Here is a 23,268-nt window from a genome sequence, read left to right on the forward strand (position 1 = left end):
TCGCGCCTTAATATTTGCAAAGAATTACTAGGAACCGTCCTTAATGATTGAATGAGAAATACTGGGGGGGCTTTAATGAAGAAAAATATACTTATCGTGGTATTATCTATTTTGATATTACCTTTATTTTTGTCTGGCTGCAGCCCAAAGGAAAATAGTGAATTAAAAACCGTGACAATTTATATGTGGGGGGGTAGCGACAGCATTAATGAATATATGGATAAATGGGTAGCTCCAAAATTAAAAGAAGAGCAAGGTATACTTCTTAAAAGAGTGCCTATAAATACTCCTAAAGATGTAATAAATAAATTAATTACAGAAAAGCAGAGCGGAAAAACACAAGGTGATACAGATATTATATGGATGAATGGAGAAAATTTTAAACTTGCTAAAGAAAGTAAAGTACTTTCGGAACCCTTTACTGATAAGCTGCCTAACTTTCAAAAGTATATTGACAGCAATTCAAATGATGTAAATTATGATTTTGGAGAAGCGACAGAAGGAATGGAAGCTCCTTTTGGGAAAGTACAATTTGTGTATATCTATAATTCTGAAAAGGTAAAAAATCCACCTAAATCCTTTGAAGATTTAAAAGAATGGGTTAAGAAAAACCCAGGTAAGTTTACATATCCAGCTGCAAGTGATTTTACAGGAAGCGCTTTTATAAGACAAGGCTTTTATGAAACCTGTGGTGGATATGAGAAATATCTGAAGCCAATAGCTGAAAAAAATCTGTCTGAGGACTCTAAGCCATTATGGAATTATTTAAATGAAATTAAGCCTTATTTATGGGAGCAGGGAAAGACTTATCCAGAGAGTCTTTCAAAGCTGGATCAGCTATATTCCAGTGGAGAAGTCTGGATGACAATGGGCTATGACGAAGCAAGAGCAGCTTCTGAAATAAAAAAAGGAATTTTTCCTAGTTCAACCAAAACTATGGTATTTAGCAGCGGGACCCTTGCAAATACACACTTTTTAACCATACCTTTTAACAGTCCCAATAAAGCCGGAGCAGAAGTTGTTATTAATTTTCTATTATCACCTGAAGCACAAATAGCAAAGTTTGATCCTAAAAATTGGGGAGATGGATTAGCTTTAGATTTTTCAAAACTATCAGAAGAGGATAAGAATAAAGTAAAAGCTATTAATAGGGGTGAAGCAACACTCCCTGAAGCAGAACTTGAAAGTCACAGAGTTCCTGAGATTAAGGCCGGCTATGTAGAGTTTCTTCAAAAAGGTTGGATTGAAAATGTTTCAAAAAATTAAACCATATATTTTAATTTTACCTGCAGTACTTGTAATGATGACCTTATTTTTAGGAGGTCTTGCCCTAGGTTTTCTTCAAAGTCTAGGGCTTTTTAGCATAATAGGTAATTCACATATTACTTTTGATTTTTATAAGGAGCTACTTAGATCTGTTGATTTTAAAAAATCTATAGTACTTACCTTTGAAATATCTGTTATTTCAGCTACAGCTTCAGGTGTTTTTGCTATGATATTAACATATATATTATTTATAATAGAGGAAAATAAACTTTCAAAAATACTTAGAAGGCTTTTTCAGCTGCCTATACTTGTACCACATATTACAGCAGCTTATCTTATAGGACTTTTATTAATGAAGAGCGGATGGATATCCAGCATAACTTATTATTTGGGGATAACCAAAAGTATGGAAGCCTTTCCTTCAATAATCAACAATATAAATAGTATTGGCATAATTACTACCTATATGTGGAAGGAGGTTCCCTTTATTATACTTATGCTGGTTCCTGCCTTGCAAAGAATTGAAACCTCTTGGCTTGAAATAGCTAGAGTTTTTGGAAGCACTAGAAAAGAATTTTTTAATGAAGTAGTATATCCTTTAATAATGCCTACATGGATATCTTCCATGCTTATAGTTTTTGCTTTTACCTTTTCAGATTTTGAGGTACCTTATTTACTAGGAGTTACCTATCCTAAACTTGCGGCAGTTTTTGCTTATGATATTTATATTAATGGAGATTTAATCATAAGACCTTTAGCACTTGCTGCAAATTTTATGCTAACTATTATTACTGCTATTTTAGGTATTTTAGCCTATAAAATTATAAAAAAATGGGATATAAAAAAGCAAATGAGATGGTGATTTAATTTGAGTAAGCTTAAAGATATAAAATTTATTATAATAGCAGTAATATTTGCTCTCTTAATTATTCTTCCTTTTTTACCACTGATTTTTATAAGCATATCCATAAACTATAGATGGCCTGCTGTATTTCCTAGTGAATTTAGTATTCGAGCTATTAAATATGTATTTTATGAAAATACCAATACCTATGAAGCTGTTATAAACACATTAGTTATTGGCATATCTGTAATTATTATAGATTTCATATTAGCTATACCTGCAGCAATGTCCCTAGAGAGATATGAATTTAAAGGCAAAACAGTAATGAAAATGCTATTATTTGCCCCAATAATTGTACCTCCCTTTACTGCTATTATGGGGATGTATACCATATTTATTAAACTTGGATTAACAGAATCCATATTAGGTGTTATTTTAGCACATATATTGCCTACCTTACCTTATATGATAAAGGCAATGATGGTTTCCTTTAATACCTTAAACACTAATCTTGAAGATCAGGCATCAATTTTAGGTGCAAGTAGTACTAAGAGATTTTACTATATTATTCTTCCACATTTGCTGCCTTCAATTTTAGCAGGTGCAAGTCTTACTTTTTTAATATCCGCCAGTCAATATTTTTTAACTTTACTAGTTGGAGGAGGAAAAGTGGCTACTTTAACCATATTAATGATTCCCTTCATAAATGGAGGAGATAAAGCTATCGGTTCCGTTTATAGTTTAATATTTTCAATTGTAGCACTCATTAATATATCAATTTTAGATTTTGGGCTAAAGGCTTATTATAAAAAAAAGAACTTTCAAATACTTTAGCTTAAAAAAGGAGATAAGACATGCCTGAATTAGAACTTATAAACATAGAGAAGACCTTTCAAAGCAATAACAAATCAAGTTATAAAGATGCTTTTACTTTATCAGATATAAACCTAAAAATTGAAGACGGAGAATTTATTTCACTGCTAGGACCTTCTGGCTGCGGGAAAACCACACTTTTAAAAATAATGACTGGGCTTATAAAGCCGGATAAGGGCAGGGTTTTAGAAGATAATAAGGATGTTACTAATATGCCTGTTGAGAAGAGAAACTATGCTATGGTAGCACAGCAGCCTTTATTGTTTCCTAACATGAATTTATTAGATAACATTTGCTTTGGTCTTAAAATGAAGAAAATAAATAAGCTTAAGAGAATAGCTGCTGCAATGGATATGATAAATGATCTTAAGCTTAATGGACTTGAAAAAAGGTATCCATCTGAGCTTAGTGGAGGACAATGTCAAAGAGGAGCTATAGCCAGAGCCCTTGTAGTAAAGCCTAAAGTTCTTTTCTTGGATGAAGCGTTTAATTCTTTAGATGAAGAATTAAAATTAGAACTTACAAGTTTAATCAGAGCATATCATAAAAATAATTGCTTAACAACAATTCTTGTGACACATGATAAGGATGAAGCGAATTACTTATCTGATAGAATTATAAAAATGACAAATTTATAGTGTAGAGTATTCTTTCTTCTTATATAGATTTATGCAGTAGTTTATAAGGAGGGCAAATAAAATGAAATTTGCTTATAGTTTTAGCGACATTACCAATGAAGCACTTGACTTTGCTGGTGGAAAGGGAAACTCCCTAAGCAGGATGTATAATGCCGGTATTACAGTTCCAAATGGATTTGTCATTTTATCTACGGCTTTTGAAAATAATATGCTGAAGGCGCAAGCGCGATCTGACATTAAAAAGTGTCTTGAAGTGCTTTCTGACAGCACTTTTGCAGTTCGCTCATCTGCTCTTTCAGAAGATAGTGCAAAGACCTCATTTGCAGGGGAATTTGAATCAGTGCTTGATGTGGCTAAAGCTGATGTATTTCCTGCAATTAAAAAGGTTGCAGCTTCTGCAAAGTCAGAGCGTGTAAGCGAATACAGTAAGATTCATGGTATTTATGATAGACATAAAATCGCAGTTGTTGTTCAAGGTATGATAAATGCTAATATGGCTGGAGTGCTTTTTACTGCTGATCCAATTACGGGAAGTCACATAAATATGGTAGGGAACTTCATTTTTGGTGCAGGTGAGCAGCTTGTGTCAGGTGAGAAAAATGCATCTCCTTTTACAATATCAAGAATAGGTGGGAAATACCAGGGAGAAAAATCCTTGGCAGCCTATGCTAAGGCCTTATACAAAGCTGCACTCCAGGCTGAGGATATTTTCGGCTGTAAACTGGATATTGAGTGGGTTACTAAGGATGGAAAGCTTTATATTGTTCAAGCGCGTCCAATTACCACTCTTAAAACAATTGATTATGATACCTATGAAATCAATCAAAGTCTTGATACAGATGCTCTCTGGAGTAGTAATAATGTTGGTGAGGCTGTGCCTGACGTAATGAGTCCATTTACATGGAGTTTACTGCATGAGATGGATTTGGAGTGCCAGAAGGTACCAGGATATTTTATGTTCGGAAATATCTGCGGCAGAACATATTCTAATATCAGTATTATGATTTCTTCATTAAGGGTATTAGGATATAATGTTACAAAGGCAAAAGAACTTATAAGTGATGTATTTGGGTATATTCCTGATAATATTGAAGTTCCTATTTATCCCTTTGGAACGGCTCAATTAATCAAAGAGATGTTTCAGAGGTCAAAAAAGAGTATAAAGCGCATGATGGACTCTAAAAAACAAAAGGATTATTACCTCAAGAATACACCTATATGGTATGTTAAAACCCTTGATAGGTTAGAAGCTGCAAAAAACAGGGAGGATTTATTTAAGCTTTGGACATATGATGTGCGTCCTTATTTATCTGCATTATGGTATATTTGGTTCGGTGGTGCTGGAAGCGCTGCACTGGCAACCTTCAGAAAAAAACTTGTAAAGATGGCAGGTGAAGAATTAGCCAATTTGTTATGTTCCAATTTCAGCAGTGAACAAACCCTTGTAAGCATGAAACCGCTGCTTGCAATAGAGCAAGTGATTAATGGCAGCCTAAGCCGTGAAAAGTACTTGGAACTTTATGGCCACAGAAGTCCTCATGAGTTTGAGGTATATTATAAATATCCTGCAGATGACTCCTCATATATTGAAAATCAAATAAAAGAATATAAAGATTTAAATCTAAGGCCAATGGAACTGCAGAAAAAACAACAAAGGGAATTTATGAAGGGAAAAGAGCTTTTTGAACAAAAATTCCCTGATAAGCAAAAATGGCTGGAGAAAAAGCTTGAACAAATCTCTAAGGATGCAAATACCCGTGAATCCCTTAGAAATGAGTTTGTTAAAGTCTTTAGAGTTATGAGGCATTTACTGCTGAAAATCGGCTCTGTTACTGGGGTTAGGGATGACATATTTATGATGTACTGCTTTGAAGTCCCAAAATTCCTGCAGGGAGACACTAAGATGCTTGATAAGCTTTCTAAAAGACGTGTAAAATTTGAAGAATATCAAAAGCTGCCGGTTTTCCCACAGTTAATAAGAGGCAGATTTAATCCCAAGGATTGGATTAGGTCAAAGGATAAAAGGCAGGACTACTACGATCCCAATGCAGAAGCACCAGTATTAGATAAATGTGCTATTAAAGGTTTTGCAGGAGCCCCAGGGATTGTTGAAGGCAGAGTGCATATTCTGCACAGCTTTGAAGAGGCAAAGGATTTTCATAAGGGCGAAATACTTGTAACTACTATGACAAACATTGGGTGGACACCTTTATTCCCCAAAGCTGCTGCAATAATTACAGATCTTGGTGCACCTTTATCCCATGCTGCAATTGTGGCACGAGAGCTAGGAATTCCAACAGTTGTAGGATGCGGAATTGCAACGAGCGAATTGAAAACCGGGGATTATGTAATTGTTAATGGTAGTAATGGTGTTGTTACGAAGAAAAGTTAAGCTAAGATACTGGAATATATAATCTTTCTGTACTCCATAACCTCATTAATCAATAAGAATGGATTATTCTTTGAATAGAATAGTACATTCTTTTGTTTTTGAAAAGAATGTATATAATGGTTGAAAAATGTAGTAGTTTATAATAAAATGTAACTATAGAAAAGGTAGGAAATTATGAACTATTAAGGGGGATTTTAATAATGAAAAAAAAATTAAGTCTTTTGTCCATTATTATGTGCACATTGATGATAATTTTATCAGGGTGTGGTCAAAAAATAAAATTAAGTACAGCAATTTTGAATAATGGAAAAATTAACTCTTATTCATATGATTTTAATGTTACTATGAATATTCCTAATGATCCTAAGAAAATAGGAAATAGCACATCGGAAAACTTTATAAATACAGAAAATGCTTCCTTTAATTTAAAAGGCGATCTAAAAAAAGATGAGGAAAGCCAAAAAATAAATGGGAATGTAAAAATATCTTCAGAAGGAGCAGCAATAGAAGCTCCAATATTTATTAATATATATAATAAAGGTAAGGATTTTGACTTTTTTGTTGGTATTCCAGGAATATTGAAAAAAAGTTTAGGAGAGGTTCTTGCTAATGCAGATAGTTTTTATTTATCAAGTAAAGATTTAGATGAATTAATGAAAAAAACTTTATCACAGGAAGATTATACAAAATATAATGATACTAGAAATAACAATGCTGACAACAAAATTGGAGAACAAGTTGGGATTGATATAATATCAGTATTTAATCAATATAAAGATAAAAAGAAGTTAGAAAAATTTGAAGCTATTGATAAAAAAGATACTTCTAAAAATGGTATTGTTACACTCACCTTAAATAAGGATGATGTTAAAAATATTGTTTCTGAGTATTTAGGTAATGAAAAATATTTTAATAATTTTAAAGCTTTAATCCAAAGCTCAAATAGTTTTAATGAAATTAAGGATTCTCAAAATGATATAAGTAAGCTTTCGTCAAAGGAAATGATTGAAAAATTTAATAAATCTATAGATGAACTTAAAAATATGAGTATTAGTTTTAAATTTACAATTGAAGAAGAGTATGTTACAAAGACTAATACAATAATAGAAATAGAAGATACTCAAGGTAAAGGCACAATAAATATAAACAGCAGCATATCAAATATTAATGGTGTTAAAGAAATTACAATACCTGATAAGAACGCAGATAAAATGATCAATGTAATTAACCTATTAGAGTCATTTGGATATAGTCAATAAAAATAAGAGATATTAAAACATCTGCTGCATATGATACGGAGAATTGAACCATAAGTTACTGTGATTAAAATAGTTGAGCTAAAAGCTTATTTTAATATATAATATTAACTGAATAAGCTTCAAGGAGGAAACTAAAGATGGATTTAGAAAATATTAAGAGTTCAATTGCAGCAAATGTATATCATATTCCTGCAGATAAAAAGGTAGCAATGCATAAGCATGATAAGCATGATGAAATATTTTACTGTATACAAGGTGAAGGTTTTGGAGTGCTTGAGGAAAGTGAAGTTGAACTTACAGTTGGTAAGGCATTTATCGTTCCAGCAGGCAGCATGCATGCCTTAAGGTCAGATAAGGATATGTATGTAGCTTCCTTTCTAGTGCCAAAGCTCTAATTTAAAACAAATGGCATCAAAATGAGTTATTACTTATAATAGTAATAACTCATTTTGATGCCATTATTAATGTTGCTATTTTTTAGTTTTGATATAGTTATCGTACCAAGCTTTTCCTGAATCCCACTTTTTAGCAGCAGGATCTTCTTTTAATATTTCAGAACAGGCAATAGCCATAATATACTCTTCCAATCCATTTTTACTACTACTTTCAAATTTAACAAGCAAATAGTCTAAAGATTTTTTTCCATTCCTAACAATATATTGGTAGTTCTCTTTACCGGTTGTATTTTTTATGTAATCATATGGATTGGATGATAGGGAAATAGTACTATCCTTCGGGTGCGTAATATTATAGAGTTTCTCGTCTATGGTTTGTTCAAAGGACTTTTCTGATGAGGCCTTTTTTTGCGAATTAAAACACCCACCTAAAATAAATGTGAGCAGTACAGCGAAACACAAAACCATTGCGTTAATTGTTTTTCTTCTCATAAAGCCACCTCTTTAATGCTATTTTTTAAAAGAGTATTTGTTTATATAATTATACTTCATACACAAGAATGATGTAAATATTTAACAAAGACTAATTTAGAAAAGTAAAATTCTATTATGGGTAGCTATATTTTTATTTAAGATTATTAAGGAATATACTGGGAGCAAATAATTTTTCTTAGTATTGACAATTTAATACATATTTAATATAATATTGGTAAAAAGGAAAGCAATTATTTTAAATCTAATTGCTGAGTCTACATGGCTGCATCAAATTTATTGTATTGCTGTTCCATGTTAATATTGCTATTTGTTTCAATAGAATAAAACTGCGTGTAACTTCTTAAACAGAAGGCAAGAGCAAAAAGGGTAATATACCTATTTTGCTCTTTTTTGTTTTTTTATTATTTACATTTATATTATCAAGGGGGTGATAAATGAAATTTTAACTAGCCCTATGTTGCTTGTAATATCAAAGGCTTATATGATTACGGTTTTGGTCTAAGTTATTAAAAATTTTAAAAAGGAAGTGTAAACGAATTGAAAATTAAGTCTTCAAAAAGGTTCGTAAGCATTTTTGCTGCAGCTGCCATGGTTATAAGTCTAATACAGTATGGACCTGTATTAGCAGTTGATGCCCCAAACTCCTCAGGCCAGTATAAATTAAGTATTTCACCAACACCTCAATATGTAAAAGAAAATCCTGGAGGATTTGAGATAACACCAAAAGTGGGGCTTGTTATCAGTGATAAAACAGATCCTTATGCGCTTAAGGTAGTAAAAGAAACATTAAAATCTTCAGGGGTAACAAATATAGAAGAAAAAAAGGCATCAGACCCACAGGTAAGTAATGAAGTTACTGTATGGGTAGGAGGGCCTTCTGAAATTTCAGAAACTAATAAGATACTTGAATCACTTGATATAGAAGGACCTGATGACCTTAAGGCAGAGGGGTATGTATTAGCAGTTGGAAAAGACCACAATGGAAACAGAGATATAGTTTTGGCTGGTAAAGATAGTACTGGAACCTTTTACGCAGCCCAATCCTTTAGCCAGATTATAAGGGGAAACACACATAATATATGGGTACCCTGTGTTGAGGTGCGTGATTATCCAGTAATGGAATTTAGAGGGGTAATAGAAGGTTTCTATGGTACTCCATGGTCACATCAAAATAGACTTGATCAGATTGATTTCTATGGGAAAATGAAGATGAACACATACATATATGCACCAAAGGATGACCCATATCATAGGGATAAATGGAAGGAACCATATCCGGCAGATAAATTAGCACAGCTTCAGAAACTTGTTAATAAAGCTAAAGAAAATCATGTTGACTTCAATTTTGCTATTTCTCCAGGGTTGTCTATTAGATTTTCAAATGATGATGATTTTAAAGCACTTGTAAACAAGGCACAGGCAATGTATGATTTGGGTGTAAGAACCTTCTCTATCTTGCTTGATGATATTGATTCAACCTTAAGTGACCCAAATGACAAGGCCATGTTTGGAAATGATCCAAACCCACCTGCAGCAGCTCAGGCTTACCTTCTTAACAGATTTGAAAGAGAGTTCATAAAAACTCATCCGGGTGCAAACCCTCTTGAGACTGTTCCTACAGAGTACTATGTAGCAAAACACACATCATATTTAGATAGGTTAGCTGCCCTTTCAGATCCTGAAATTGTTTTTATGTGGACTGGTCCAGCTGTAGTACCTGCAGCCATAACAGCTGATCAAGCAAAAACCATAAAGGAAGTTTACAAGCATCCAGTTTTAATATGGTATAACTATCCTGTTAATGATTACTGCAGAAATCAGCTGTTAATGGGTCCTGAAAAGGGATTAGATCCTACACTTCCAGAAAATGGAATAGTAGGTATAATCTCAAATCCGATGAATGAGGCAGAGGCTTCTAAGATTCCTGTTTTCACAATAGCTGATTATAACTGGAATCCAAAGGTATATAATTCTGATGATCCCTGGATGAGAGCGATGAAAGCTTTTGGTCCTAACGTAGTTGATTCCTTGTATACTTTCTCTGACAGTGCAAGGTCATCCATACTTAGCAATCAAGAATCAACTTCACTAAAGCCATTTGCAGATGAATTCTGGAACAATTTTATCAATTCTGATTTAAATGCACTTAAAAATACATCAGCAGCCTTAATAAATGAATTCCAAAAGGTACAAAAGGCACCATCAGATTTACGCAATAACCTTCAAAACAAGGGCTTCCTTACTGAAACAGACAATTATCTCACAAAGCTTGAGGCACTTGGAACTTCAGGAATAGCTGCAGTTAACATGATGACTTCACTTGCAAATAAGGATACAGAGTCTGCCTGGAAGTACAGAGTTGAATTGGGGAAAGCATATAATCAGGCAAAATCAATTAATTTAGTTATAGGTTCAAAGGTTATAATACCTTTCATAGATAAAGCCTTAAATGAATATGATAAAACTGTAAATATCGGCAAGATAAAAACCTTCTCCACCATTGGAACCTATTCTGATTACACTCTTGATAAAATGACAGATGGCAATAATAATACCTGGTACTGGGCAGATAGAAACCCTAATACAGGGGATTACTTTGGAATAGACCTTGGGAGACCCACTGATATCTATACCATACACATTTTAATGGGGAAAGATACAAAGGCAACTGACTATATGAGAAATGCAGTTGTTGAATATTCCCTTGATAATGTAAATTGGACAGCATTAACAGGACAATTAAGTGTTCCTGATATAACCTTAAATAATATTTCTATAAAAGCACAATATGTTAGATTAAGATGTGCAAATGGTTATACGCCATACTGGATACAAGTAAGAGAGTTCTCAGTTGGAACAAACCCGTTAGAAGTAACATCAACACTCTCTTCTTATAGTACCTATAATAACTATACTACAGATAGAATGACTGATAATGATCCAAATACCTTTTACTGGACAGCACGGTCACAAAAAATAGGGGACTATTTTGGAGTTGACCTTGGAGAGCCTAAAGATGTTAAAACTGTTAATATACTTATGGGATCGCCATGGGGGGATACAGACTATACAAAAAAGGGTATTGTTGAATATTCCCTTGATAATAGTACCTGGACAGCTTTAACAGATACCCTCACTCAAAGAGAGATTTTCTTAGAAGGCGAATCAATAAAGGCAAGATATTTAAGGTATAGAGCATTACAAAATGATTCAGACTGGCTGAAGGTACGTGAATTTTCAGTAAATGGTAAGGCCGGGGACATAGCCATAAGCGGAACTCCTGAAGGAGAAAAAGGTTTTGGTTTACTTAATATTGCAGACCGCGACATAGACACTGCATATAAGTCAGCTGCTTTACCGGTAACTGGAGATAAGCTTGTTCTGGACTTCCCAGCAGTTAAAACTGTTACTAAATTATTGATTCTGCAGGACCCAGTAGCTATATCCAACGCAGTTGTTGAAGTAAGGGACAGCAGCAATAATTTAATACAAATAGGGGCTCTTTCGAAGGCATATAACAATTTTACTGTTGGCAAGGACATAAATCAAGTTATTATCAACTGGGCTAGTAACGGTGTAAAACCTGTTGTTTACGAATTAATTCCTACTTATGAGTAAATTATAATAGGCTAACAAATATTTGGATGGTGTTCTAGTAGGATACCAAATTAATTGTATAATTAGATTGATTTAAAGCGCTGTGATTAGTTCTAATTACTAATTACAGCGTTTTTTGTGTTGCTAAGGTTAATTGCATAAACAGCAAATTTTTAATATAGGTTATTTCCTTCTTCTAAATTTTATTAGCATAGTTAAAAGTAATTTTTAGTTTATCTTCTAAAAATATATTGACTTGAATATAAATAATGATATAATTGTTCGTATGCGAATAAATCGAAAACGAACAATTATGATACGAATTAATTTTTCTAAAAAAAGGAGGACAAAATGTATTTAAGTAATACAAATGTGGAAGCGGCAAGGCTTTTTTCCGAAGTAAGTAAAATTATAAAACAAACCATAAGAAAAAACTTTGAAGGTACTGATGTAACTATACCGCAGAGCATGGTACTGCATACTGTATGTAAGTATGGAAAAATGAAGATCAGCGATATAAGTGAACAAATCCATCTAACCAACAGCACTGTTTCCGGTATAGTGGACAGGCTGGAAAATCACGGTCTGGTTGAAAGAACAAGAAATTGTGAAGATAGAAGAACAGTTTATGTAAATGTAACTAAAAAGTTCATTGACGAGTACAAAGGTCATAAGAAAATAGAAGAAAGCTTTTTGGATTTACTTAGTTCAGCTACGCCGGAGGAAATGGAGAAGATAATAAATGGATTGAATACATTAAAAAGAATATTAATGGACAGAATGGAGAGGTAACTTTATGTTAAGACTTTACAGATTTTTAAGGCCCTATACTGTTATGGTAATAGGTGTCGTAATTTTAGTAGCCTTACAGGCTTTAGGAGATCTTTATCTTCCGACCTTGATGTCAGACATAATAAATGATGGAGTTATGCAGGGAGATACAAACAAGATTTTTCATATTGGCGGTGTGATGCTTCTAGTTGCTTTAGGAGGAGTTATTTGCTCAGTTATTGCAAGTTTATTGTCCTCCAGGTCTGCATCAGGCCTTGGGGAAATTATTCGAAATAAAGTATTCAGGAAGGTTGAAAGCTTTTCACTGCACGAATTTGATAAATTTGGAACGGCAACATTAATTACAAGAACAACAAATGATATAACACAAATCCAAATGGTTACCATTATGATAATGCGTATGATGATTAGTGCACCAATTATGTGTATAGGCGGTATTATAATGGCACTCAGAAAAGATGGGTCCCTTACCTGGGTGTTAGGAGTTTCAATACCAGTTCTTATATTGGTTGTTGGAATAATAGCATCACAGATGATACCTCTTTTTAAAAAAGTTCAGGTAAAGGTTGATAGAATAAATCTTGTCTTACGTGAAAAACTTACAGGAATAAGAGTTATACGCGCTTTTAATACAATAGGCAAAGAAGCAAATCGTTTTAATGAAGCTAATGTTGACCTTACAGAAAACTATATCAAGGTTAATAGAATTATGTCCTTTATGATGCCATCCATAATGCTTATTATGAACTTTACGTCGCTGGCAATTCTTTGGTTCGGTGGCAAACGTATCAGTGAGGGAACCTTAGATTTAGGTGCACTTTCTGCATTTACTCAATATGCAATGCAAATTATGATGTCAATGCTTATGCTTTCAATGATGTACATCATGGTTCCTCGTGCGCAGGCTGCAGCAGCGAGAATTAATGAAGTACTTGATACGGTACCAGATATAACTGATTCAGAAGAAATTAAGGACAAGTTTGAAGGAAGAGGATATGTAGAATTTAAAGATGTAACCTTCAATTATCAAGGAGCTGAAGAACCTGCTCTTAGAAATATTTCCTTTACTGCAAAACCGAATGAAGTCACTGCTATCATTGGAAGTACTGGCTCCGGCAAGTCAACATTAATAAATCTTATTCCAAGATTTTATGATATACAAAGCGGAAATATTTTAGTTGATGGAGTAGATGTAAGGGAGATTTCACAGGAAGAGCTTCGAAAAAAGATAGGTTTTGTTCCACAGAAGGCGGTTTTATTCTCAGGTACAATAGCCGATAATATCAGATTCGGAAATGATAATGCAAGTGACGAAGAGGTTAGGCATGCCGCTGAAGTAGCACAAGCTGCTGATTTTATTGAAAATATGGACGGAGGCTATGGCCACGAAATCGCTCAGGGTGGTTCAAATGTTTCTGGTGGTCAAAAGCAGCGTCTTTCTATAGCACGTGCATTAGTCAGAAAGCCTGAAATATATATTTTTGATGACAGTTTCTCTGCTTTAGACTTTAAAACAGATGCAAAGCTTAGGGCGGCACTTAAAAAGGAAACTTTAGATTCAACTGTGATTATTGTTGCACAAAGAGTTGGTACAGTTATGGATGCAGATAGAATTATAGTTTTAGATGAAGGTTCTGTTGTAGGAATCGGAACTCATAAGGAATTACTTGAAAAGTGTGACGTTTACCGTGAAATTGTATCCTCACAACTTTCAGAGGAGGAGATAGCATGAGCGAAAACAGAGTAAGCAGAAAACCAGCAGGAGGCCGAAGAGGCGGACCAATGGGCGGAATGGGAAGACCTGTAGAAAAAGCTAAGGACTTTAAAGGTTCCCTTAAAAGGCTTCTAGGATATTTAAAACCACATAAAACTAAGCTTGCAATTGTTCTTATATTTGCTATTTTAAGTACTACCTTTACAATCGCAGCTCCAAAAATAACAAGTAAGGCAATGAATAAATTGCAGAATGCTTACATGGCTCGTAAGATGTTATCTGAAATGGCAAATGGTCAAAATAAAGCAATAGATCAAATGAATAGCAAAATGGGGGACGTTCAAAAAGAAGCTGTAGATAAAATTATTGACAAAATGGCTGAGGGTCAGAAAACAGCAGTAGACAAAATAACCACAAGTATGGGGGATGCTCAAGCAAAAGCTGTTGATGAGATATATAAAAATATGGCAGTGCAAGTGTATCAAGGTGTGCTTACAGGACAGAAAACTGCCGTTGATAATATAACTACTCAGATGGCAGCTGCTCAAAAGTCCATGGTTGATAAAATTAAGCAGCAAATGCAGCAGGCGCAGCAGGCAGCCCAAAATGGGATTCAGGTTCCTCAGCAAGATCCTGAGACTTTAGCGGCCATTCAAAAATTAATGAAGCTGCCAATGATTGATGCAACAAATGACAGAGCAACAAGAGTTAAAACTACTCTTCAATTTATTGATATTCTTGAGGCTATGCCTGCAAATGGACAGATTGATAAGGCATCACTTGCACCATTGAAGGAATTATTGAATATTCAGATGCTGGACAAAGCTAAAGTAGGAAATGATAAGGTTACTGTAATCAAAAAATTCATGAGTGCTGCAAAGAAGCTGCCTGGAGGCAGCGCACAAAGTACAATGAGTCTTACTACGGCACAAATGAATGAGGTCTATAATAAAATTGCCAAGATGACTGACTTTACCTCTAAAACTTCTAGCTCCAATACCAAGACGAATCAAAAGGCTGCGGATGCTGTACAAAAATTGCTGAAGCTTCCATTGATAAACAACATTCAAGATACTACAGAGAAGAAGAATACTTTAAATCAGCTAATAGATATATTCAAAGATATGCCTGATATGTCAAGCAGCAGTAATACTTCAAGCTCTGGAAGTCAAATAAATAAGTCAGACCTGCAGGCTATTAAAGACTTATTAGCAGTACCTGATATAACCACAATTAAAGATTCAAAAGAAAAGACAGCAACAGTAATTAAATTGGTTGATGTACTTGGTAAAATGCCTAAGGTGGACAACGGTACAAGCACACAATCAAAGGACACAATGAATCCTGATGAGCTTAAAAGTGTAAAAGAATTATTAAGTTTACCAATGTTAAACTCAATAACAGACACTAATGAAAAAGCTAAAGTTACAAGCAAAATGCTTGATATATTCGCTAGTATGCCAGAGATAGATACTACCGACAGTTCAAATTCGGAAAATAAGATAGATGCCAAGAGTATAAAGTCAATTCAGGAGTTTATTGCACTTCCAAAGCTTTCTACATTAACCGATGCAAATCAAAGGGCTGATGTAACCCAGAAGATTTTGAATTTGGGAAGTGAATTGACAAAGACCATGGACAATGCTCCTACAGATCCAAAAGATAATGTGAAGTTTACTGATGATCAAATAAAGTCAGTAATTACTTCAATTAGAGAAACAAATGGTGATTATGATTTCCACTATATAGGAATAATTGTGCTTGTTCTAATAGGAATGTATGTAATAAGTGCATTATTCAGCTTAACAATGGGTCTTGTAATGTCAGGAGTTTCACAGAAGACAGTCCGTGATTTAAGGAGAGAGGTAGATGAAAAGCTTGCAAGACTTCCTCTTAAGTATTTTGATATGCATGCTCATGGTGATATTTTAAGCCGTGTTACAAATGACGTTGATACTATTGCAACTACTTTGCAGCAAAGTTTAACACAAATAATTACCTCAGTTGTGTCTATAATAGGTTATATCATTATGATGCTTACAATCAGTCCTGTTTTAACACTTATTGTAATAGCTACTTTACCGCTTTACATTATAGCTACTGTTACTATTGCTAAGAAGTCACAGAAGTACTTTGCAGCTCAGCAAAAGGAAATCGGCCTGATTAGCGGGCATGTAGAGGAAATGTACACAGGACATAAAATAGTAAAAGCTTTTGGACATGAAAAAGATTCAATAGAAGAGTTTGAAGCAATAAATAAGAGACTAAAAAATGCAGGCTGGAAAGCTCAATTTGTTTCAGGTATTATGTACCCCCTAATGAACTTTATAAGTAACATTGGTTATGTTGGAATAAGTATGGTAGGTGGTATTTGGATTACTAAGAGTATATTGGGTTTAGGCGATATCCTTGCATTTATTCAGTATTCAAGATCCTTTACTATGCCAATAGTTCAAACTGCAAATATTGCTAATATAATACAATCAACTGTAGCTTGTGCTGAACGTGTATTCGAAATATTAGATGAAAATGAGGAAATTCCTGACAACAGTAATGCAGTAGTACTGAAGAATCCAAGAGGGGAAGTTGCTTTCGAACATGTTGATTTTAGATATGTAGAAGATGTACCTCTAATAGAAGACATGAATTTGCAAGTGAAACAGGGGCACACGATTGCTATTGTTGGACCTACGGGGGCAGGTAAAACAACACTTGTAAATCTGTTAATGCGTTTCTATGAGATAAATGCAGGTAAGATATCAATTGACGGAATTAATATTAATGATATTAAACGAAGTGAATTGCGTAAAATGTTTGGTATGGTTCTTCAAGATACATGGCTATACAATGGATCAATTAAAGACAATATAGCTTATGGAAAAGAAGGAGCTGCTATGGAAGACATTATCAGTGCTGCAAAGGCTGCCCATGCAGATCATTTTATAAGAACGCTTCCTCAAGGCTATGATACAATTCTTAATGAAGAAGGAACAAATATTTCACAGGGTCAAAAGCAGCTCTTAACTATTGCACGTGCAATACTTGCAGATCCAAGAATATTAATTCTTGATGAAGCTACTAGTAGTGTTGATACTAGAACAGAAGTATTAATACAAAAGGCTATGGCTAATTTAATGAAGGATAGAACAAGCTTTGTAATTGCCCACAGACTTTCTACTATTCGTGACGCAGAGCTTATTTTAGTTATGAATAAGGGAAGAATTATTGAAATGGGTAATCACAAGGAATTGCTCAGCAAGGGCGGTTTCTATGCTGATCTATACAATAGCCAGTTTTCAGGTGCTAACCTAGATAATGAAGCAGTGTAATATACTCAAGAATAATTAAACAAATAGATAAAAGTGACCCTATGTATATGAAAGAAGTATACATAGGGTCACTTTTTAGCTTACAATCAAAATGTTTTTATATTGACTTATGATGAAAACTTTCCTAACATATATAATATATATGAAAAGTCTCTAAACCATCAGGAGGTCAAAATGAAAGAGAATAGCAGCATAGAGCAATCAGATAATGAATATATTGAAAAATTAATGTCACTATATAGAGCCCTACTAAAGGATTTTAATGAATATTTCATTGAAAAGACAAAGGAGTTTGGTTTCTCAGGTTCACAATGGTTTTCAATAAATGCAATATATGAAAATCCAGGAATTAACCTTCAAGAATTGAGCAAAAAATTAAATTTATCAAAAAGCACTGTATCGAGTTTAGTTGACCGATTAGTGGACCAAGGATATATCATACGTGAAATTCCAGAAGATAACCGAAGAACTGTAAAATTAACCTTATCCAAACTTTTTTTAAAAAAATTCAATCTAAAAGATATTAGAAACGAATATTTTTCAGATATTTCTAAAAATGCGTCAATTGAAGATTTAAAGGAAGTTGTAAATGGACTAGAAAAGTTTCAGGAACTTATAAATAAGAGTAAGTCTTTTAGATAAGCGTGATAAATGCAGGTGGTGGAGTATATAAGAGTAGACTTACTTTTAATAAAAGGATACAATCATACCACCTTTGCCTGCATAGGTTCCCATAGTGGCACCCATATAATTTATAATTACATCCTTGGGCTTATATTTATTTATAATCGCATCTCTTAAATACTCAGCATCCTCAAGGTTATCTATATGAGTTATTCCAAACACCGTATCTTTAAAGTCAGTTTTTCTTTCTCCAATTAGTTCTATTATCCTTTTTAAGAATTTTTTCTTACCACGGACTTTTTCAGTTAATTTTACTTTCCCCTCATCATTTTCAAGTATAACCTTGATATCAAGGACCTTGGCTAATGAACCTTGTAATTTGCTTAGTCGGCCCCCTTTAACAATGTTTTCTAAGGTATCTAATAAAACTAATATATTTGAATCCTTACGATATTCCATAAGAAATTCAACTATTTTTTCTATGGATAATCCTTCATTAGCAAGCTTTCTAGCCGCAATTAGCTGCAGGCCATGAGCTAAGGACCCTGCTAAGGTATCAAAAACAGTAACATCGACCTGAGACATGTCTCTCCCAATGCAGGCTGATTGATATGTTCCGCTTAGCTCGGAAGATATTGTAAGGCATAGAATTGAACCTTTACCAGCTAAAATTTTAAATAAATCTGAAAAGGCTCCCGGCGAAGGCTGAGAAGTCTTTGGCAGCTCCTTAGAATTATTAAGCATTTTATGAAAGTCCTGTGGCGTTAAGTCTATTCCTTCTTGATATTCCTTGCCATCAATAGTTATAGTTAAAGGTACAACGTGAATATCATATTTATCAATAAGCGCCTTAGGTAAATCAGCAGAACTGTCTGTTACTAACTGAAGCATTTTAATCACAACCTTTCTTTTGCATTTTAAAAGCATTCTTTATATAAATTATTGAAATTCTTACTTGTATTCATATATGTTGTTAATCTATATAATTTTTTATGAAGTAACAAATTAAGGCCTTTGTAGTTTTTTAAAAGTAAATGTGATAATATATTTCCTTTTTATTCAAAATTTGGTATAAGTTACTATAATTATACCACTTATATAATGATATTTATCAATAGTAGACATGCATCTTAAAATAAAATATGTTATTATAAGATAGGTAATATAACAATTATGTAATAAAGCATTATCTAAAGATTTTTACAACAAGGCGGTGCTTTATTTTTTAATGCTATAAATTAAGGAGATTTAAAATGGGAAAAAAGGCAGTATTTTTTGATGTTGATGGAACTTTAATAGATTGTACTAATGGAATGAATTACGTATTAGATTCTACAAAAGAAGCTATTAATAAAATTAAAAGTAATGGAGATTTAGCAGTACTAGCTACAGGTAGACCAAAGTCTTTTTTATATGATGAAATTACTAAGCTAGACTTCGATGCTTATATAACCTCCAATGGTGCTTATGTAGAACTAGATGGTAAAGTCATATACAATAGAACTATTGATAAAGAAACAATATATAAAGTTATTTCAATGTGCGAAAAAGAGAATATGGAATATGTATTCGAGGGGCAGGAACTTTCATATTTTTCTGACTTTAACTCTAAAAATATAAAACAATTAATAAGTGCCTTTTCTATACAAAAAAGATGTTTAATTGATAAACCTGATAGCAAAGATATTTTAGCTAATAAAATGGTATTGATTTTTGATAATGAAAAACAAAAGGAACTTAGTTATGAACTTCTCAAGGATCAGTTTACCTTTATGCGACACCCAGGTGAAAATTCCTATGATATATATTTCAAGGATTGCACAAAGGCAGATGGCATAAAAAGACTAATAGATTATCTTAACATCGAAATGGAAGATACCTTTGCCTTCGGTGATGGAATTAATGATATTGAGATGCTGCAAACCGTGGGTTGTGGAATAGCTATGGGTAATGCAAATGAAAAGTTAAAAAAAGTTGCAAACTTAGTTACCGATGATGTTTTTTCTCATGGCATATATAACGCTCTTATTAGCCTTCAGCTTATTGCATAGAAAACTTTTAAATGACCACTGGCCCCATGAAGAACAAAAGTCTTATGTTGATGGATAGGAAGCCTACAATTACCTAGATATGATTACTTACTGATAATAGATTGATTAAGGTTCTAGCAAATTTTTGCTAGAACCGTTTCTTTTTTACTAAAAGTGGAAAGTATATTATAATATATTTGTTACTCATTATTTTTTGAGGTGGTATTATGATTAAGCTTATTAAAGATACTATTTATGAGAATTCACAAATTTCAGATGTGTTAAGCAAAATTAAAGATGAGAAGGATAATTACTGGATAGACATGGACAACCCTTCTACAGCAGATTTAGAGGAATTAAAAAAGTTTTATATGTTTCATTCGCTTTCAATAGAGGATTGTATATCGAAGACAAAGCGTTCTAAAATTGATGAATTTGATAATTATCATTTTCTAATTGCAGTCACTCATCAAAGCAGTCAAGGTAATTATTATTCTTATAGAAATTTATATATTTTTATAGGCGAAAATTATTTAATCAGCATACATTATGGTGAAAGTAAAGTTATAAGTGACATAATAAATAAGTATGAAAAGGAAATGGACATATTTCAAAATGGTGTAGGTTTTCTATTGTATCATATTTTAGACGAAACTGTGGACCAGTATTTTCTTTTAACTGATAGACTTGAGGAAGCTATTAATACACTTGAATTTAAAGCTATGAATAAACCTATCCAGGATACTTTAAATGAGATAATGAAGACTAAGAGAAATGTAACCAAGCTAAGAAGGGTGGTATCACCTCTCCGTGAAGTTATAAATACCCTCTTAAGACATGATGATATTGCAGACGATAAAAGCAGAATATACTTTTCAGATATCTATGACCATATTTTAAGGATTTATGACCTTATTGAGTCAGACCAGGAGATGGTAACCTCCTGTCTTGAACTATATTCATCACAGTTATCCAATTCCATGAATGTGGTAATGAAATTTTTAACTTCAATTACAACTATTATGACCTCAATAGCCTTGCTTACCGGTTGGTTTGGAATGAATTTTTCAAATATGAGAGAGCTTAACTATAAATATAGTTATCCTTTCTTTATAATTTTTGTCATATTAATGACCATAATTCAAATTGCCTTCTTTAAGAGAAAAAAGTGGCTATAATTGTGGACGGTTAATGCCAATTTACACTTTAGTGTTAAGGGACGATTAATAACTATATGCATTTTTACTAATATTGAGAGCTGGTTAAGGGAATAAAATGTAGTTTTAAAACAAGTATATAAGCGAATTAATAATCTATAAAAAACAGTAATATTATATAATGAGAGATAATATATCTTATCAATCTGATAGTTAGTTATAAAGCTTATTGTAAGTGAAATTTAAATTGGCTTTTAATAAGAATAGGGAGGATAAATATGGATAAAAGGTTGTACAAATCTAATTCTAATAAAGTAATTGCAGGGGTTTGTGGCGGACTTGCAGAGTATTTTGATATTGATCCTACAATTGTACGTTTAGGATTTGTATTATTTGTGCTATTAGGAGGAAGCGGAATATTAGGATACTTAATATGTGCTTTAGTTATTCCAAGTAAGATTGAATGAGTATTCTATTATACAAATATAAAATTTACAAAATACCAGATTAAATTATATATCAATAATTCATAGAAATATAAATAAATCTTAAAAATAAAATAACTGCCCTCAAATGTATAAATTTGAGGGCAGCAGCTTTATAGTATTACTAAACAGAAGGAATAATTTAAAATATGACTATTAACAACATACTCAAGCCCCAAGAATACTGTATATAATCAATTTAATGTGATTTAGATAGCATTTTCTATATAATGTTTTCAAAAAGAGATTAAAATTAATTGAAATGGAATAGTTAAATTAGTAATGCATAAATTATAATTTAAGAATTTAGAAAACTGTTTTTGTAATAAAGTGGGTGAATGATAATGAAGGTTTTACTATTAAAAGTAACTTTAAGAGCATCTTGGGTACATTCTTTAAAGGAAAAGAGAATGGTGGTAAAAAGTATTGTTCAAAGATTAAAAAATAAGTTTAATTTATCAGTTGCAGAAGTAGCTGAGCAGGATATTCATCAAATAATAGTCATTGGTATTGCAGCAGTATGCGGAAGTTCAGCACAGGTAGATTCAACTATGGAAAATGTAATTAATTTTATAGAAGGTAATACGGATGCGGAAATTATTAATATTGAAAGGGATGATATTGTTAGTATGTAATTATATATATAATTCTAAATAACTTACAGGATAAAGTAAGTCTTTGCTAAATATAGAAAGAAGTAAGATGACTTAATAAGTCTGAAATTAGTTTGCTTAAAAGATAGATATAAACTAATGAATAAGATTGTATAACTTCATAAGGGAGAATAACTATGAGCATAAAAATGTTACACCATGTCTGTATTCAAACAGAAAAATATAAAGAATCACTTAAGTTTTATACTGAAATTTTAGGGTTTGAATTAGTCACGGAAACAGCTAATTTTCATAAAAGAGATTTTAACTCCTGGCTAAGATTGGGAACATTTATGATTGAATTGCAAACTGGCAAAAATGGAGATAAATTAAATAATTGGAGTGACTTAAATGAAGGTATAGTGCATATGTGCTTTTTAGTGGATAATGTTTACCAAGAATTTGATAGAATAAAAAAATTAGGCTACTCCATCTTTAAGGTTAAAAATGGAGAAGAAATCTATAAAGTCGAAGATGGATATTTATTTAAAATCAAGGCACCAGAGGGTACTGAAATCGAAATAAGGGATACGCTTATTTGAATATTTGGTGATAAAAGTTGAACAAGCTGGGGATGGTTAATGACTATTAACACTTTAATTAAGGGAAGGTAAAATTAAAAGTGTATATAGTCATTAACCGTCCCTTATTTCATTGATTAAAATAACAAGAGGCATTAACCGTCCCTCATTAGACATCTAAAGTGAACAAAGGCATTAACCGTC

General features: G+C 32.8%; 19 protein-coding genes. 17 read left to right on the forward strand and 2 right to left on the reverse strand.

Annotation, left to right across the window (positions count from 1 at the left end):
- The first annotated feature begins 75 nt into the window (after positions 1 to 75).
- From ACJDUG_RS01585 to ACJDUG_RS01615, 7 genes are all read left to right on the forward strand, one after another.
- Positions 76 to 1,266, forward strand: a complete 1,191-nt coding sequence (locus tag ACJDUG_RS01585) for an ABC transporter substrate-binding protein (protein WP_406768119.1) — start codon at positions 76 to 78, stop codon at positions 1,264 to 1,266.
- Positions 1,250 to 2,128, forward strand: coding sequence for an ABC transporter permease (locus ACJDUG_RS01590; protein ID WP_406768120.1), 879 nt, complete (start codon positions 1,250 to 1,252; stop codon positions 2,126 to 2,128). Before ACJDUG_RS01585 ends, ACJDUG_RS01590 begins: the two co-directional genes overlap by 17 nt.
- A gap of 6 nt (positions 2,129 to 2,134) precedes the next feature.
- The gene (locus ACJDUG_RS01595) at positions 2,135 to 2,944 is read left to right on the forward strand and encodes an ABC transporter permease (RefSeq protein ID WP_406768121.1); all 810 of its coding nucleotides are present in this window, start codon (positions 2,135 to 2,137) and stop codon (positions 2,942 to 2,944) included.
- Positions 2,945 to 2,964: 20 nt separating this feature from the next.
- Positions 2,965 to 3,621, forward strand: coding sequence for an ABC transporter ATP-binding protein (locus tag ACJDUG_RS01600; protein ID WP_406768122.1), 657 nt, complete (start codon positions 2,965 to 2,967; stop codon positions 3,619 to 3,621).
- 61 nt (positions 3,622 to 3,682) lie between these two features.
- Positions 3,683 to 6,013 carry a PEP/pyruvate-binding domain-containing protein gene (locus ACJDUG_RS01605; protein ID WP_406768123.1) on the forward strand — a complete coding sequence of 777 codons (2,331 nt, stop codon included), beginning with the start codon at positions 3,683 to 3,685 and terminating at the stop codon, positions 6,011 to 6,013.
- Positions 6,014 to 6,213: 200 nt separating this feature from the next.
- Entirely contained in the window at positions 6,214 to 7,272 is a 1,059-nt protein-coding gene (locus tag ACJDUG_RS01610) for an LptM family lipoprotein (RefSeq protein ID WP_406768124.1), read from the forward strand.
- A gap of 137 nt (positions 7,273 to 7,409) precedes the next feature.
- On the forward strand, positions 7,410 to 7,667 hold the full coding sequence (locus tag ACJDUG_RS01615) for a cupin domain-containing protein (RefSeq protein WP_406768125.1): 258 nt from the start codon (positions 7,410 to 7,412) through the stop codon (positions 7,665 to 7,667).
- Positions 7,668 to 7,742: 75 nt separating this feature from the next.
- Here the strand turns inward: ACJDUG_RS01615 and ACJDUG_RS01620 are convergent, their stop codons facing one another.
- Positions 7,743 to 8,159: a hypothetical protein gene (locus tag ACJDUG_RS01620; protein ID WP_406768126.1), complete on the reverse strand. Its 417-nt coding sequence runs from the start codon at positions 8,157 to 8,159 to the stop codon at positions 7,743 to 7,745.
- Positions 8,160 to 8,699: 540 nt separating this feature from the next.
- Between ACJDUG_RS01620 and ACJDUG_RS01625 the strand changes: the two genes are divergently transcribed.
- The 5 genes from ACJDUG_RS01625 to ACJDUG_RS01645 all read left to right on the forward strand — a co-directional run bounded on the left by ACJDUG_RS01625 (position 8,700) and on the right by ACJDUG_RS01645 (position 18,236).
- Positions 8,700 to 11,780 (forward strand): glycoside hydrolase family 84 protein, encoded by a 3,081-nt coding sequence (locus ACJDUG_RS01625; RefSeq protein ID WP_406768127.1) that lies wholly within the window; start codon positions 8,700 to 8,702, stop codon positions 11,778 to 11,780.
- A gap of 330 nt (positions 11,781 to 12,110) precedes the next feature.
- Positions 12,111 to 12,551 carry a MarR family winged helix-turn-helix transcriptional regulator gene (locus tag ACJDUG_RS01630; RefSeq protein ID WP_406768128.1) on the forward strand — a complete coding sequence of 147 codons (441 nt, stop codon included), beginning with the start codon at positions 12,111 to 12,113 and terminating at the stop codon, positions 12,549 to 12,551.
- A 4-nt stretch (positions 12,552 to 12,555) separates the two neighbouring features.
- On the forward strand, positions 12,556 to 14,283 hold the full coding sequence (locus ACJDUG_RS01635) for an ABC transporter ATP-binding protein (RefSeq protein WP_406768129.1): 1,728 nt from the start codon (positions 12,556 to 12,558) through the stop codon (positions 14,281 to 14,283).
- A 1,439-nt stretch (positions 14,284 to 15,722) separates the two neighbouring features.
- Positions 15,723 to 17,594 carry an ABC transporter ATP-binding protein gene (locus ACJDUG_RS01640; RefSeq protein ID WP_479723029.1) on the forward strand — a complete coding sequence of 624 codons (1,872 nt, stop codon included), beginning with the start codon at positions 15,723 to 15,725 and terminating at the stop codon, positions 17,592 to 17,594.
- Between the two features lie 174 nt (positions 17,595 to 17,768).
- Entirely contained in the window at positions 17,769 to 18,236 is a 468-nt protein-coding gene (locus ACJDUG_RS01645) for a MarR family winged helix-turn-helix transcriptional regulator (RefSeq protein ID WP_406768130.1), read from the forward strand.
- Positions 18,237 to 18,281: 45 nt separating this feature from the next.
- Here ACJDUG_RS01645 and ACJDUG_RS01650 read toward each other — a convergent pair whose 3' ends face one another.
- On the reverse strand, positions 18,282 to 19,109 hold the full coding sequence (locus ACJDUG_RS01650; RefSeq protein WP_406768131.1) for a DegV family protein: 828 nt from the start codon (positions 19,107 to 19,109) through the stop codon (positions 18,282 to 18,284).
- A 362-nt stretch (positions 19,110 to 19,471) separates the two neighbouring features.
- Between ACJDUG_RS01650 and ACJDUG_RS01655 the strand changes: the two genes are divergently transcribed.
- The 5 genes from ACJDUG_RS01655 to ACJDUG_RS01675 all read left to right on the forward strand — a co-directional run bounded on the left by ACJDUG_RS01655 (position 19,472) and on the right by ACJDUG_RS01675 (position 23,085).
- Positions 19,472 to 20,269, forward strand: coding sequence for a Cof-type HAD-IIB family hydrolase (locus ACJDUG_RS01655; protein WP_406768132.1), 798 nt, complete (start codon positions 19,472 to 19,474; stop codon positions 20,267 to 20,269).
- A gap of 206 nt (positions 20,270 to 20,475) precedes the next feature.
- Positions 20,476 to 21,426, forward strand: coding sequence for a magnesium/cobalt transporter CorA (gene corA, locus ACJDUG_RS01660; protein ID WP_406768133.1), 951 nt, complete (start codon positions 20,476 to 20,478; stop codon positions 21,424 to 21,426).
- A gap of 257 nt (positions 21,427 to 21,683) precedes the next feature.
- Positions 21,684 to 21,872 (forward strand): PspC domain-containing protein, encoded by a 189-nt coding sequence (locus tag ACJDUG_RS01665; RefSeq protein ID WP_406768134.1) that lies wholly within the window; start codon positions 21,684 to 21,686, stop codon positions 21,870 to 21,872.
- Positions 21,873 to 22,234: 362 nt separating this feature from the next.
- Positions 22,235 to 22,525 (forward strand): DUF503 domain-containing protein, encoded by a 291-nt coding sequence (locus tag ACJDUG_RS01670; RefSeq protein WP_406768135.1) that lies wholly within the window; start codon positions 22,235 to 22,237, stop codon positions 22,523 to 22,525.
- Between the two features lie 155 nt (positions 22,526 to 22,680).
- Positions 22,681 to 23,085: a VOC family protein gene (locus tag ACJDUG_RS01675; protein WP_406768136.1), complete on the forward strand. Its 405-nt coding sequence runs from the start codon at positions 22,681 to 22,683 to the stop codon at positions 23,083 to 23,085.
- Positions 23,086 to 23,268 lie beyond the last annotated feature (183 nt).

The sequence above is a fragment of the Candidatus Clostridium stratigraminis genome (assembly GCF_045310675.1).
Classification (GTDB): Bacteria; Bacillota; Clostridia; order Clostridiales; family Clostridiaceae; genus Clostridium_AT; species Clostridium_AT stratigraminis.

What these genes read in the sequence shown, in the direction of transcription:
- ACJDUG_RS01585 (WP_406768119.1), top strand. Translation starts at nt 76, where the DNA reads ATGAAGAAAAATATACTTATCGTGGTATTATCTATTTTGATATTACCT.
- ACJDUG_RS01590 (WP_406768120.1), top strand. Translation starts at nt 1,250, where the DNA reads ATGTTTCAAAAAATTAAACCATATATTTTAATTTTACCTGCAGTACTT.
- ACJDUG_RS01600 (WP_406768122.1), top strand. Translation starts at nt 2,965, where the DNA reads ATGCCTGAATTAGAACTTATAAACATAGAGAAGACCTTTCAAAGCAAT.
- ACJDUG_RS01605 (WP_406768123.1), top strand. Translation starts at nt 3,683, where the DNA reads ATGAAATTTGCTTATAGTTTTAGCGACATTACCAATGAAGCACTTGAC.
- ACJDUG_RS01610 (WP_406768124.1), top strand. Translation starts at nt 6,214, where the DNA reads ATGAAAAAAAAATTAAGTCTTTTGTCCATTATTATGTGCACATTGATG.
- ACJDUG_RS01615 (WP_406768125.1), top strand. Translation starts at nt 7,410, where the DNA reads ATGGATTTAGAAAATATTAAGAGTTCAATTGCAGCAAATGTATATCAT.
- ACJDUG_RS01620 (WP_406768126.1), bottom strand. Translation starts at nt 8,159, where the DNA reads ATGAGAAGAAAAACAATTAACGCAATGGTTTTGTGTTTCGCTGTACTG.
- ACJDUG_RS01630 (WP_406768128.1), top strand. Translation starts at nt 12,111, where the DNA reads ATGTATTTAAGTAATACAAATGTGGAAGCGGCAAGGCTTTTTTCCGAA.
- ACJDUG_RS01635 (WP_406768129.1), top strand. Translation starts at nt 12,556, where the DNA reads ATGTTAAGACTTTACAGATTTTTAAGGCCCTATACTGTTATGGTAATA.
- ACJDUG_RS01640 (WP_479723029.1), top strand. Translation starts at nt 15,723, where the DNA reads ATGCCAGAGATAGATACTACCGACAGTTCAAATTCGGAAAATAAGATA.
- ACJDUG_RS01645 (WP_406768130.1), top strand. Translation starts at nt 17,769, where the DNA reads ATGAAAGAGAATAGCAGCATAGAGCAATCAGATAATGAATATATTGAA.
- ACJDUG_RS01650 (WP_406768131.1), bottom strand. Translation starts at nt 19,109, where the DNA reads ATGCTTCAGTTAGTAACAGACAGTTCTGCTGATTTACCTAAGGCGCTT.
- ACJDUG_RS01655 (WP_406768132.1), top strand. Translation starts at nt 19,472, where the DNA reads ATGGGAAAAAAGGCAGTATTTTTTGATGTTGATGGAACTTTAATAGAT.
- corA (WP_406768133.1), top strand. Translation starts at nt 20,476, where the DNA reads ATGATTAAGCTTATTAAAGATACTATTTATGAGAATTCACAAATTTCA.
- ACJDUG_RS01665 (WP_406768134.1), top strand. Translation starts at nt 21,684, where the DNA reads ATGGATAAAAGGTTGTACAAATCTAATTCTAATAAAGTAATTGCAGGG.
- ACJDUG_RS01670 (WP_406768135.1), top strand. Translation starts at nt 22,235, where the DNA reads ATGAAGGTTTTACTATTAAAAGTAACTTTAAGAGCATCTTGGGTACAT.
- ACJDUG_RS01675 (WP_406768136.1), top strand. Translation starts at nt 22,681, where the DNA reads ATGAGCATAAAAATGTTACACCATGTCTGTATTCAAACAGAAAAATAT.